The sequence below is a fragment of the Streptomyces sp. NPDC051664 genome (assembly GCF_044453545.1).
Lineage (GTDB): Bacteria > Actinomycetota > Actinomycetes > Streptomycetales > Streptomycetaceae > Streptomyces.
This window is the reverse complement of the sequence record NZ_JBITCU010000041.1, coordinates 40,842-53,377: the sequence shown is the minus strand read 5'-3', so window position 1 is coordinate 53,377 and position 12,536 is coordinate 40,842. Positions and strand designations below refer to the sequence as shown.

Below are 12,536 nucleotides of genomic sequence, written 5' to 3'. Positions count from 1 at the left end.
GCGTTTCCGACTCTATCAGACTCTTTCGTGTCCGATTCCCGGTCGAAGCGGGTTCCGCCTTCCAGGTTCTCGCTTTCGCGTTTCCCTTTCCGGCGATTCCAACCTTACCAGACTCATTTTCGTTCCGTTTCCGGTTCGAATTTGATTCCGATGGCCGTTGGAGTGGCCTTTGCCTTTCGGCGGATCCGACTTTATCAGAAGCTCTGAGTCGGAATTCCCGCCCCCTACGAGGTGACCTCCACGCACGAGTGCGCGGGGTGCTTCCCGGTCAGGCGGAGCCGTAAACGTACTGGAGCGGGGCGCCCCGATGCAAATCGGGGGCCCCGCTCCGGAGTTCGCTCCTGTCGGGGCGTCAGACCTCGACGACGACGGGAAGGATCATCGGGCGCCGGCGGTAGGTGTCCGAGACCCACTTGCCCATCGAGCGACGGACCAGCTGCTGAAGCTGGTGCGGCTCCACCACGCCGTCCTGGGCGGACTTGTTGAGCGCTTCCTCGATCTTCGGCACGACGGCGGTGAATGCCGCATCGTCGATACCGGAGCCCCTGGCCTGGATGTACGGACCACCCGTGATCTTGCCGGAGGAGCTGTCGACCACGATGAAGACCGAGATGATGCCCTCGTCACCGAGGATGCGACGGTCCTTGAGGGAGGTCTCCGTGACGTCTCCGACCGAGAGGCCGTCGACGTACACATAACCGGCCTGGACCTTGCCGACGATCTTGGCCTTGCCGTCGACGAGGTCGACGACGACGCCGTCCTCCGCGATGACGATGTGGTCCTTGGGTACGCCGGTGAGGGCACCCAGTTCGGCATTGGCCCGCAGGTGACGCCATTCGCCGTGGACCGGCATCAGGTTCTTCGGCTTGCAGATGTTGTAGAAGTACAGCAGCTCGCCGGCCGAGGCGTGTCCCGAGACGTGGACCTTGGCGTTGCCCTTGTGGACGACGTTGGCACCCCAGCGGGTCAGGCCGTTGATCACGCGGTAGACCGCGTTCTCGTTGCCCGGGATCAGGGACGACGCGAGGATCACCGTGTCGCCCTGGACGATCCGGATCTGGTGATCGCGGTTGGCCATGCGGGACAGTGCGGCCATCGGCTCGCCCTGGGAACCCGTACAGACCAGCACGACCTCGTCGTCCGGCAGATCGTCGAGAGTCTTGACGTCGACGACCAGGCCCGCGGGGACCTTCAGATAGCCGAGGTCACGGGCGATGCCCATGTTGCGGACCATCGAACGGCCGACGAATGCGACCCGGCGGCCGTACTCGTGTGCCGCGTCGAGGATCTGCTGAATGCGGTGCACATGGCTGGCGAAGCTCGCCACGATGATGCGCTTCTGGGCGTTCGCGAAGACCGTGCGCAGGACGTTGGAGATGTCCCGCTCGGGCGGTACGAAGCCGGGGACCTCTGCGTTCGTCGAGTCGGAGAGGAGAAGGTCGATGCCTTCTTCGCTCAGCCGGGCGAAGGCGTGCAGGTCGGTGAGACGGCCGTCCAGCGGAAGCTGGTCCATCTTGAAGTCACCGGTCGCGACCGCCATGCCCGCGGGCGTGCGGATGGCGACCGCAAGAGCGTCCGGGATGGAGTGGTTGACCGCGATGAACTCGCAGTCGAAGACGCCGATGCGCTCGCGCTGGCCCTCGACGACTTCGAGGGTGTACGGACGGATGCGGTGCTCCTGGAGCTTCGCCTCGATCAGGGCGAGGGTCAGCTTGGAGCCGATGAGCGGGATGTCCGGCTTCAGCCGCAGCAGATACGGGACACCACCGATGTGGTCCTCGTGGCCGTGCGTGAGGACGATGCCCTCGACGTCGTCGAGACGGTCCCGGATCGTGGTGAAGTCCGGCAGGATCAGGTCGATTCCGGGCTGCTCCTCCTCGGGGAAGAGCACTCCGCAGTCGACGATGAGCAGGCGGCCGCCGTACTCGAATACCGTCATGTTGCGGCCGATTTCGCCGAGGCCGCCCAGCGGGGTGACGCGGAGGCCACCCTTCGGGAGCTTCGGCGGGGTGCCGAGTTCGGGGTGCGGATGACTCAAAAGACTCTCCTTACCACGCACGCCACGTACCGCTGAGGCACGTGGCGCGCATGTCATTCGTGCACTTGCTGTTGTCTGTTTTTTCGCTGTTGCGAGTTTTCTTCGCGTATTCAGTTGTGAAGTCTGTGGTTACAGCTGTACCCCACCGGCGGCGAGATCGATCTTGAGCTGCGCCGTTTCCTGTGCGGTGAGTTCCACCAGCGGGAGGCGCAGCGGGCCGGCGGGCAGGCCCTGGAGGGCGAGCGCGGCCTTGGTGGTGATCACGCCCTGGGTGCGGAACATGCCGGTGAAGACCGGCAGGAGCTTCTGATGGATCTCCGTGGCCTTCTGGACGTCTCCGCCGAGGTAGGCCTCGATGAGGGCGCGCAGGTCGGGGGTGACGACGTGGCCGACGACGGAGACGAAGCCGATGGCGCCGACCGAGAGCAGCGGCAGGTTCAGCATGTCGTCGCCGGAGTACCAGGCAAGGCCGGACCGGGCGATGGCCCAGCTGGCGCGGCCCAGGTCGCCCTTGGCGTCCTTGTTGGCGACGATGCGCGGATGCTCGGCGAGCCGGACCAGCGTCTCTGTGTCGATCGGCACACCGCTGCGGCCGGGAATGTCGTAGAGCATCACCGGCAGACCGGTGGCGTCTGCGATCGCCGTGAAGTGGCGGAGGAGACCCTCTTGCGGCGGCTTGTTGTAGTACGGCGTCACCGCGAGAAGGCCGTGGGCGCCGGCGCGCTCGGCCGTCCGGGCCAGCTCGACGCTGTGGCGGGTGTCGTTCGTGCCGATGCCGGCGACGACATGGGCCCGGTCCCCTACGGCTTCCAGGACAGCCCGTACGAGCTGGTCTTTCTCCGCGTCGCTGGTGGTCGGGGACTCGCCGGTGGTGCCATTGATGATCAGGCCGTCGTTGCCTGCGTCCACCAGATGGGCGGCGAGCCGCTGGGCGCCGTCGAGGTCGAGTGCGCCGTCCGCCGTGAAGGGCGTGACCATAGCGGTGAGGACCCGCCCGAAGGGGGTCTGCGGAGTGGAGATCGGAGCCATGGGTAACACGCTACTCGTTGCTCAGCGCGCGGTGTCCCCTCGGGGGGACAAGGGATAGGAGCCCGGCACTGCCTGCTCGGGGGTTCAAGCAGTGCCGGGTCCGTTTGATCAGCCTAGATGAACTTCACGAAACGCCGCAATACGGACACCGCCTACGGAGCTACGCGTCCATTTTTGTTGAAGGCTGCATGGGTGAGCGGCATGAGTCGCGCCCACTGCTCCTCCATCTGTTCACCGACCATTTCGATCTCCCGCTGGGGGAAGGACGGCACCTTCGCCAGCTCGTGCTGGGTGCGCAGGCCGAGGAAGTGCATCAGCGAGCGGGCATTGCACGTGGCGTACATCGACGAGAACAGTCCCACCGGGAGCACGGCGCGGGCGACCTCGCGGGCCACTCCGGCAGCGAGCATCTCCTGATAGGCCTCGTACGCCTGGCGGTACGAGTCCTCCATCACACGGCCCGTGAGCTCCTGCTGGGCCGCGGTGCCCTCGACGAACTCGTACTTGCCGGGGCGGCCCTGCTGAACGAGCTTGCGAGCCTCACCGGGGACGTAGAAGACCGGCTCCAGCTCCCTGTAGCGGCCCGATTCCTCGTTGTACGACCAGCCGACCCGGTGGCGCATGAACTCGCGGAACACAAGGATCGGGGCGCTGATGAAGAACGTCATCGAGTTGTGCTCGAACGGGGACCCGTGGCGGTCGCGCATCAGGAAGTTGATGAGCCCCTTCGAACGCTCCGGGTCCTTGCTGACCTCCTCCAGGGACTGCTCTCCGGCCGTGGAGACACGGGCGGCGAACAGGACGTCGGAGTCGGCCGCGGAGTGCTTCACCAGCTCGACGGTGACATCGCTGCGGAAGCTGGGCTTTGCGGGCTCGGGGGTCTCGGTCACCGGCGGGGTCCTTCCAATTGCGTCGCTCGGGCGGCGCCCACTCTACGGGCCGCCACTGACAACGAGGCACGGAAGGCCCGTCCGGGGATTTCTTCGGCCAATCCGGTGATTCGGGGCACCGAATGGGCGTGCCGTGCGTCTGACTCTGTAGCAGCACCCGTAACAGAGATCAAGGAGAGCTTCCTCATGTTCCGCCGGCGTGAAGCCGTCCCGTTCGCCTTCGTGGCCGAGGCCGACCGATTCCGTAGCAACGTCACGCCGCCGCCCCGGGAACGCGCCACCGCGGCCCAGCTGGCGGCCCGTTCCCTCGTGGGACTGACGGTGCTCGCCGGCCTTGCCGGATCATTGATCCTCGGCCTTCCCGCGCTTGCCCCGGCCGACGCTCCCTCGCACACTCAGCAGACCGAAGCCGCGCACGGCCCCTGACTCGTACGGGGCCCCTGGGGTGGTAGCGGCGGTGGCCTGCTCGGTAGCCTCACCGGGCACAGCAATCGAGCGTGCTTGTGAGTGAGGATCAGTCGTGCCCCTGCCCTTTCTGACGGCCGACCGCGCGTTTGACGCGAGCGCTGAGGACATCGCGCTGCCGTTCGACGACCACGACAGCTGGCGGCGCCCCTACCGCCCCGGGCCGTGGCGGGTCGCCGCGGCGGCCACCCTGTTGTTGCTCGCCTCGTACGTGCTGATCGCAGGAATGATCATCGCGTTCGCCGGGGCGCTGCCCGGGGCCGCGGCATGCCTCGGGCTCGCCCTTGTGGTGATCCTCTGTGCCCTGCGGATGCTCCGGGTCGGCGCCTGGGTGAGCCGGCACGGAGTGCGGCGGGTGGGCTTCTTCATAACCACGACCGTGCCCTGGAACCGGGTCACAGCGGTCCGTACGGTGCAGCAGCCGGTGAAGTGGCTCGGATTCCCGCGCACGGTGCAGGGACAGGCCCTGATCGTCGTACGTCTGGGTGGCGAGGCCGTTCCGCCGCTGCTCACCGACAGCAACGCGGACTTCCTGGGGCGCAGCGAGGCGTTCGACCGGGCCGCGGACACGATAGAGGCCTGGGACGACGAGTACCGGCTCAGCTAGTGCTCCGAGCCCGTCCGGCGGCCGGTCTGCCCACGGTCGCCGGACGAGTCCGAAGGATGTCCTCAGTCGCCGGACGAGCTCGATGTGACCGACGGGGTCGATGCGGCCGCCGGGCTTGATGTGCTCATGTGCAGGGCGATGGCGCGCTGCATGGCCTTGCGGGCGCGCGGGGTGTCCCGGGCGTCCTGATAGGCGACGGCGAGCCGGAACCAGCAGCGCCAGTCGTCCGGGGAGTCCTCGGTCTCCTCGCGGCGCCGTACGAAGACGGCGTCGGCCGAGTCGCGGTCGATGCGACCGGCCGGGGTACGGACCAGCTCGTCGACGGGCAGGCCGCCCTCGGCGTCCAGCTCTGCGGCGAGGGCGTTGGCCCTGCGGACGAACTGGGTGTTCTTCCAGAGGAACCAGATGCCGATCACCGGCAGGATCAGCACCGCGACCCCGAAGGTGACCGTGAGCAGCGTGCCGTGCTTGATGAGCAGCAGGCCACGGCTGCCGACCAGGGCGAAGTAGAAGACCAGGACGGCGGCGGTGACGGAGTAAGTGATCTTTGCGCGCATGGCGGTGGGCTCAGTCAGTTCAGGTCGAGGAAGTGTTCCAGGCCGAAGGTGAGGCCCGGAGTGGTCACCACACGGCGTGCACCCAGCAGGATGCCCGGCATGAAGCTGCTGTGGTGCAGGGAGTCGTGGCGGATGGTGAGGGTCTCGCCCTCGCCGCCGAGCAGCACCTCCTGGTGGGCGAGGAGGCCACGGAGCCTGATCGCGTGGACCGGGACCCCGTCGACGTTCGCGCCGCGGGCGCCGTCGAGCGCCGTGGCCGTGGCGTCGGGCTGCGGGGCGCAGCCGGCCTTCTTCCGGGCTTCGGCGATCAGCTGGGCGGTGCGGGTGGCGGTGCCGGAGGGGGCGTCGACCTTGTTGGGGTGGTGGAGTTCGACGACCTCGACGGACTCGAAGTAGCGTGCGGCCTGCTCCGCGAACTTCATGGTGAGGACGGCGCCGATGGAGAAGTTCGGCGCGATGAGCACACCGGTCTCCGGCGAGCCGGAGAGCCAGGTGTTCAGCTGCGCGAGCCGTTCGTCGGTCCAGCCGGTGGTGCCGACGACCGCGTTGATTCCGTGCCGGACGCAGAAGTCGAGGTTTCCCATCACCGACGCGGGTGTGGTGAGTTCGACCGCGACCTGGGCGCCGGTCTCCGCGAGCGTCTCCAGCTTGTCGCCGCGGCTGAGTGCGGCCACCAGTTCCATGTCGTCGGCGGCCTCGACGGCTCGTACCGCTTCGGATCCGATGCGGCCCTTGGCGCCGAGAACGGCCACGCGCAGCTTGCTCATTGCTCTGCTTCCTTACGGGTGGATTAGGAAACCGCTTCGTCGAGGCGGCCGGCCTGCTTGTCCTTGAGCGGACCGATGACAGAGAGCGAGGGGCGCTGCCCGAGTACCTCGCCGGCCACTGCCCGGACGTCGTCGGGGGTGACCTGTGCTATCCGGCTCAGCAGGTCGTCGACCGACATCTGCTCGCCCCAGCACAGCTCGCTCTTGCCGATGCGGTTCATCAGGGCGCCGGTGTCCTCCAGGCCGAGGACGGTGGAGCCGGAGAGCTGGCCGATGGCGCGGCCGATCTCTTCGTCGCTCAGTCCGTCGGACGCTACCCGGTCGAGTTCGTCGCGGCAGATCTTCAGGACGTCGTGGACCTGGCTGGGCCGGCACCCCGCGTACACGCCGAAGAGTCCACAGTCGGCGAAGCCCGAGGTGTACGAGTACACGCTGTAGGCGAGGCCGCGCTTCTCCCGTACCTCCTGGAAGAGGCGGGAGCTCATCCCACCGCCCAGGGCGGTGTTCAGCACGCCGAGTGCCCAGCGGCGGTCGTCGGTGCGGGCGAGGCCCGGGACGCCGAGGACGACATGGGCCTGCTCGGTCTTGCGGTTCAGCAGCTCGACCCGGCCCGCGGTGCGCAGGGTGCGGGAGCCTTCGCGGGGTGCGACCGGGACGGCTTCCGTACGGGACAGGGCGCCGGCGCGCTCGAAGGCCTTGCGGACCTGGCGTACGACCGTGGCGTGGTCGACGTTGCCGGCGGCGGCGACGACCAGGTGGGTGGGGTCGTAGTGCTTCTTGTAGAAGCGGGCGATCTGGCCGCGGTTCAGTGCGTTGATCGTGTCGACGGTGCCGAGGACCGGGCGGCCCAAGGGTGTGTCGCCGAGCATCGTGTGCGCGAACAGGTCGTGCACGCAGTCGCCCGGGTCGTCCTCGGTCATCGCGATCTCTTCGAGGATGACGCCACGCTCGGCGTCGACGTCCTCGGCGGCGATCAGCGAGCCGGTCAGCATGTCGCAGACGACATCGATGGCCAGCGGCAGGTCGGTGTCGAGGACCCGCGCGTAGTAGCAGGTGTACTCCTTCGCCGTGAAGGCGTTCATCTCGCCGCCGACCGCGTCGATCGCGGACGAGATGTCGAGGGCGCTGCGCTTGGCGGTGCCCTTGAAGAGGAGGTGCTCGAGGTAGTGCGTCGCGCCGTTCAGGCTGGGCGTCTCGTCGCGTGATCCGACGTTGGCCCAGATACCGAAGGTGGCGGAGCGTACGGAGGGCAGGGTCTCGGTGACGATCCGGAGGCCGCCGGGGAGAACCGTGCGGCGAACGGTGCCGATGCCGTTGGTGCCCTTGAGAAGCGTTTGGGTACGGGCGAGGGGGCGGGGCGCCCCCGCGGGGGGGGGGGGGGGGCCCGGCAGAACGGGCGGGAGGTTGGAGGAGCGGGCAAGATATAGTGGTGATAGGCCACCAAAAAGCGGGGGGGGGGGGGGGTAGCTGGGGGGCTGTGTGGGGGGTGTGGGGTTTTTTTTTTTTTTTTTTTTTGGGGGGGGGGGGGGGGCCCGCCCCGGGGGGGGGGGGGCGCCCCCCCCCCACGGAACTACGGGACGTCACTTGGCAGCGTCGTCCTTCTTCTCGTCCTCTTCGCCCTCGATCACGGGGATGAGGGAGAGCTTGCCGCGGGAGTCGATCTCGGCGATCTCGACCTGGACCTTGGATCCGACCGCAACCACGTCCTCGACGTTCTCCACGCGCTTGCCACCGGCGAGCTTGCGGATCTGCGAGATGTGCAGCAGGCCGTCCTTGCCGGGCATGAGCGAGACGAACGCACCGAAGGTGGTGGTCTTGACGACCGTACCCAGGTAACGCTCGCCGACCTCCGGCATGGTCGGGTTGGCGATCGCGTTGATCGTGGCGCGGGCGGCCTCGGCCTGCGAGCCCTGCTGGGCACCGATGTAGATGGTGCCGTCGTCCTCGATCGTGATGTCGGCGCCGGTGTCCTCCTGGATCTGGTTGATCATCTTGCCCTTGGGGCCGATGACCTCACCGATCTTGTCCACCGGGATCTTGACGGTGATGATCCGCGGGGCGTTCGGGGACATCTCGTCCGGGACGTCGATGGCCTCGTTCATCACATCGAGGATGTGGAGGCGGGCGTCGCGGGCCTGCTTCAGCGCGGCGGCCAGGACCGAGGCGGGGATGCCGTCGAGCTTGGTGTCGAGCTGGAGCGCGGTGACGAACTGCTTCGTACCGGCGACCTTGAAGTCCATGTCACCGAACGCGTCCTCGGCACCGAGGATGTCGGTCAGGGCGACGTAGTGGGTCTTGCCGTCGATCTCCTGGGAGATCAGACCCATGGCGATACCGGCGACGGCTGCCTTGAGCGGCACACCGGCGTTCAGCAGCGACATGGTGGAGGCGCAGACCGAGCCCATGGACGTCGAGCCGTTGGAGCCCAGCGCCTCGGAGACCTGGCGGATCGCGTAGGGGAACTCCTCGCGCGACGGCAGCACCGGCACGATGGCGCGCTCGGCGAGCGCACCGTGGCCGATCTCGCGGCGCTTGGGCGAGCCCACGCGGCCGGTCTCACCGACGGAGTACGGCGGGAAGTTGTAGTTGTGCATGTAGCGCTTGCGGGTCACCGGGGAGAGGGTGTCCAGCTGCTGCTCCATGCGGAGCATGTTCAGGGTGGTGACGCCCAGGATCTGGGTCTCGCCACGCTCGAACAGCGCCGAGCCGTGCACGCGCGGGATGGCCTCGACCTCGGCGGCGAGCGTACGGATGTCCGTGACGCCACGGCCGTCGATGCGGACCTTGTCCTTGATGACGCGCTCGCGGACCAGCTTCTTGGTCAGCGCGCGGTAGGCACCGGAGATCTCCTTCTCGCGGCCCTCGAACTGCGGGAGCAGCTTCTCGCCGGCGATCTCCTTGATGCGGTCCAGCTCGGCCTCGCGCTCCTGCTTGCCGGCGATGGTGAGTGCCTTGGCGAGCTCGGTGCTGACGGCGGCGGTGAGCGCCTCCAGGACGTCGTCCTGGTAGTCGAGGAAGACCGGGAACTCGCCGGTGGGCTTGGCAGCCTTGGCGGCGAGCTCCGACTGGGCCTTGCAGAGGGCCTTGATGAACGGCTTCGCGGCCTCGAGACCGGCGGCGACGACCTCTTCGGTGGGGGCCTCGGCGCCGTCCTTGACGAGCTGGATGGTCTTGTCGGTGGCCTCGGCCTCGACCATCATGATCGCGACGTCGCCGTCCTCCAGGACGCGACCGGCGACGACCATGTCGAAGACGGCGTCCTCGAGCTCGGTGTGCGTCGGGAACGCGACCCACTGGCCCTTGATCAGAGCGACACGGGTGCCACCGATCGGGCCGGAGAAGGGCAGGCCGGCCAGCTGCGTGGAGCAGGAGGCGGCGTTGATCGCGATCACGTCGTACAGGTGATCGGGGTTGAGCGCCATGATCGTCTCGACGATCTGGATCTCGTTGCGCAGGCCCTTCTTGAAGGAGGGGCGCAGCGGCCGGTCGATCAGACGGCAGGTGAGGATCGCGTCCTCGGAGGGGCGGCCCTCGCGGCGGAAGAAGGAGCCGGGGATCTTGCCCGCGGCGTACTGCCGCTCCTCGACGTCCACCGTGAGGGGGAAGAAGTCGAGCTGGTCCTTCGGCTTCTTGGAAGCCGTGGTGGCCGACAACACCATGGTGTCGTCGTCCAGGTACGCAACGGCGGAGCCGGCGGCCTGCTTGGCCAGGCGGCCCGTCTCGAAGCGGATGGTGCGGGTGCCGAAGGTTCCGTTGTCGATAACGGCCTCGGCGTAGTGGGTCTCGTTCTCCACTAGCGTTTTCTCCGATACATATCGTCTTCTCGCCCCCACGCCCGTGTGGCGGGGGACGGTGCGGAGAAGCGCTCCATCGGCGGGCCGGTCTTCGATCGAAGCACCCGGGTTGCTCTGTCCGGGGGCCACTACCGAGGACCGGCGGCGGGGAGGCTGCTTCTTCCGCTCGTCTGCGGGACGTTCCGGGACCAGGTTACTGAGATTCGGCTCAGCTTGGCATTCCGGTCGACCGGGCGAGCCGGTCGCGTCCCGTACATGCTGTTGCACGCACACCTGTACGTACAACAAAGGGAGCGGTTCCCTCAGTCGTGGGAACCGCTCCCTTCACGGCGTCTTACTTGGCGCCGCCGGCCGCACCGCGGCGGATGCCGAGGCGGTCGACCAGGGCACGGAAGCGCTGGATGTCCTTCTTGGCCAGGTACTGCAGGAGGCGGCGACGCTGGCCGACCAGGATCAGCAGACCACGGCGGGAGTGGTGGTCGTGCTTGTGCGTCTTGAGGTGCTCCGTCAGGTCCGAGATGCGACGGGAGAGCATGGCCACCTGGACCTCGGGGGAACCGGTGTCACCCTCCTTGGTGGCGAACTCGGACATGATCTGCTTCTTCGTAGCGGCGTCGAGCGACACGCAGTACTCCTCTTTGATGTTCCGATGCGCCCACGAGTGCCCCTGGTCTTGATCTCAGGGGGTCTTCCGTTACTCGAGGACGAAGGTCCGATGAGCGCAGCCCTCAGGATGATCCGGGGGCGCGTACACAAACGGCCGTCACACAGCGTACCAGGCCGGCAGAGCCGGGTTGCCGGGGGCCGGTGGGCATGGGCGTCGGGGTGCCGCTTTGTCCTCGATCGCCGGACGGGCTCGATTGTGCCCTGGGGTCGGTTCAGCTGGTGAGGGCTCTCGCTCTGGCGAAGACATCCAGTACTGCCAGGCAGAGCGGGACCAGGGAGAGGAGGAGGGCGCTCTCCGTGAGGTCGAGGAGGCGGCCCCAGAACGGGGAGAGGCCCTTACGGGGAATGATCAGGCCGATCGCCGTCAGCAGTGCGGCGCCCGCGGCCACGGCCGCGGAGAGCCAGACCGTACGGATGTCCAGGGAGCCGCTCTCCCCGTACCGGGCCAGCTCCCTCACCAGGTCGGCCGGCGGGTTCAGGGAGAGGCCGAGGATCAGCAGGGCGACCGCCCCGATGCCCGCCACCAGGACGCAGGCGACCTGCGAGGTGTAGCGGAAGAGGCGGGCGCGCAGCAGCATCGCGAGTCCGGCGGCGAGGGCGAGGAGCCGGCCCCAGACGTTGCCGGAGAAGCCCAGGACGGCAGCGGACCCGACGACGACGGCCGCGCAGCCGCCGACCAGGCCGAGCAGCATCTCGTGGCCTCGGCGGGCCTGGGCGGCGATGCGGTCGGCGTCGACGGGGACGCCTTCGGGCTCCGGGGAGGCGTTCGGGTCCGCGAAGCTGTCGTCGTAACCCCCCGGAGCGGTGCGTGGCGACGCGTAACCGATGGGCAGCCGGGCGAAGCGGGCGGAGAGGCCGGGCAGGAAGGCGACGAGGCCGAGGGCGACCGGGGCACAGACCGCAGCGGTCCCGGTGGCGGAGACCCCGGTGAGGATCGCGACGAAGGTGGCGAGGGTGCCGACGGTGGCGACGAAGGTCGCCGCGACGAACGGGGCGTCGCCGCTCGGGGTCAGAGCGACCAGGACGACGGACGCGACCAGGACGGACACGCAGCCGAGCAGGAACTGCAGCCGGCCGGGGCCCTGGCCGGCGTCCGGCCCGATGACGCCGGAGCCCGCGATGAGTACGAGCGGCAGCGCGCCGAGGCCGAGCGCGACCGCGGTGGCGCGGTCCCCGTAGACCCGGGCGCGTACCCCCGCGAACGCGGTGAGCAGCAGTCCGGCGGAGCCCGCGATGATGCCGGGCAGGCTGTGCATGTCGTGCCGGACGGGGTCGGCGAACCAGAGGACGAAGCCCATCAGCACGAGGAGCAGTACGCCGCCCAGCAGACCGGCGCCGCGCAGCAGTTCGTCGCTCCACAGGTGGCGGTCCCGGGTGACGGCCGAGGCGACGGCGTCCGACACGTCGTCGAAGACGGCGGGCGCCAGTGACCGCGCGAACGGGCGCAGGCTGAGCAGTTCGCCGTCGAGCACCTGCTGGGCGGCGAGCGTGCGCGCGCCCTCGAGCACCGTGCCGTCGCGGCGCACCAGGTGGTAGCCGGTGGGATTGCCGGCCGTCTGGGTCTGGCCGGTGAGACGGAGGATCTCCGGGTAGATGTCGGCGACTGCGATGTCCTCCGGCAGGGCGACGTCGATACGGCTGTCGGGCGCCACGACAGTGACCCGGCAGAAGCCTGTCGCTGCAGTCGTACTCACGTGTCTGGTCCCCCTGATTCGCGGTTGCG

At 68.4% G+C, this 12,536-nt stretch carries 11 protein-coding genes; 2 read left to right on the top strand and 9 right to left on the bottom strand.

Annotated elements, in window-relative coordinates:
• Positions 1 to 352: 352 nt before the first annotated feature.
• From ACIA8E_RS37375 to thyX, 3 genes are all read right to left on the bottom strand, one after another.
• A complete protein-coding gene (locus ACIA8E_RS37375) occupies positions 353 to 2,038 on the bottom strand; it encodes a ribonuclease J (RefSeq protein WP_399305381.1) in 1,686 nt (561 codons plus the stop codon).
• Positions 2,039 to 2,167: 129 nt separating this feature from the next.
• A complete protein-coding gene (gene dapA / locus ACIA8E_RS37370) occupies positions 2,168 to 3,067 on the bottom strand; it encodes a 4-hydroxy-tetrahydrodipicolinate synthase (protein ID WP_399305378.1) in 900 nt (299 codons plus the stop codon).
• Positions 3,068 to 3,219: 152 nt separating this feature from the next.
• Positions 3,220 to 3,957 carry an FAD-dependent thymidylate synthase gene (gene thyX / locus ACIA8E_RS37365; protein WP_399305377.1) on the bottom strand — a complete coding sequence of 246 codons (738 nt, stop codon included), beginning with the start codon at positions 3,955 to 3,957 and terminating at the stop codon, positions 3,220 to 3,222.
• Between the two features lie 186 nt (positions 3,958 to 4,143).
• On the opposite strand from thyX, the gene ACIA8E_RS37360 reads away from it, so the two are divergent.
• Positions 4,144 to 4,383 carry a hypothetical protein gene (locus ACIA8E_RS37360; RefSeq protein WP_376266950.1) on the top strand — a complete coding sequence of 80 codons (240 nt, stop codon included), beginning with the start codon at positions 4,144 to 4,146 and terminating at the stop codon, positions 4,381 to 4,383.
• 94 nt (positions 4,384 to 4,477) lie between these two features.
• A complete protein-coding gene (locus ACIA8E_RS37355; RefSeq protein ID WP_313939496.1) occupies positions 4,478 to 5,029 on the top strand; it encodes a hypothetical protein in 552 nt (183 codons plus the stop codon).
• Positions 5,030 to 5,091: 62 nt separating this feature from the next.
• Here ACIA8E_RS37355 and ACIA8E_RS37350 read toward each other — a convergent pair whose 3' ends face one another.
• The 6 genes from ACIA8E_RS37350 to eccD form a co-directional block, all read right to left on the bottom strand.
• Positions 5,092 to 5,586, bottom strand: a complete 495-nt coding sequence (locus tag ACIA8E_RS37350) for a hypothetical protein (RefSeq protein WP_399305373.1) — start codon at positions 5,584 to 5,586, stop codon at positions 5,092 to 5,094.
• 14 nt (positions 5,587 to 5,600) lie between these two features.
• A complete protein-coding gene (dapB, locus tag ACIA8E_RS37345) occupies positions 5,601 to 6,353 on the bottom strand; it encodes a 4-hydroxy-tetrahydrodipicolinate reductase (protein WP_399305371.1) in 753 nt (250 codons plus the stop codon).
• A gap of 23 nt (positions 6,354 to 6,376) precedes the next feature.
• Positions 6,377 to 7,744 (bottom strand): M16 family metallopeptidase, encoded by a 1,368-nt coding sequence (locus tag ACIA8E_RS37340; RefSeq protein WP_399305386.1) that lies wholly within the window; start codon positions 7,742 to 7,744, stop codon positions 6,377 to 6,379.
• Positions 7,745 to 7,933: 189 nt separating this feature from the next.
• A complete protein-coding gene (locus tag ACIA8E_RS37335) occupies positions 7,934 to 10,147 on the bottom strand; it encodes a polyribonucleotide nucleotidyltransferase (RefSeq protein WP_399305368.1) in 2,214 nt (737 codons plus the stop codon).
• Positions 10,148 to 10,481: 334 nt separating this feature from the next.
• Positions 10,482 to 10,772 carry a 30S ribosomal protein S15 gene (rpsO, locus tag ACIA8E_RS37330; protein ID WP_030933198.1) on the bottom strand — a complete coding sequence of 97 codons (291 nt, stop codon included), beginning with the start codon at positions 10,770 to 10,772 and terminating at the stop codon, positions 10,482 to 10,484.
• 253 nt (positions 10,773 to 11,025) lie between these two features.
• Entirely contained in the window at positions 11,026 to 12,507 is a 1,482-nt protein-coding gene (eccD, locus tag ACIA8E_RS37325) for a type VII secretion integral membrane protein EccD (RefSeq protein ID WP_399305364.1), read from the bottom strand.
• Positions 12,508 to 12,536 lie beyond the last annotated feature (29 nt).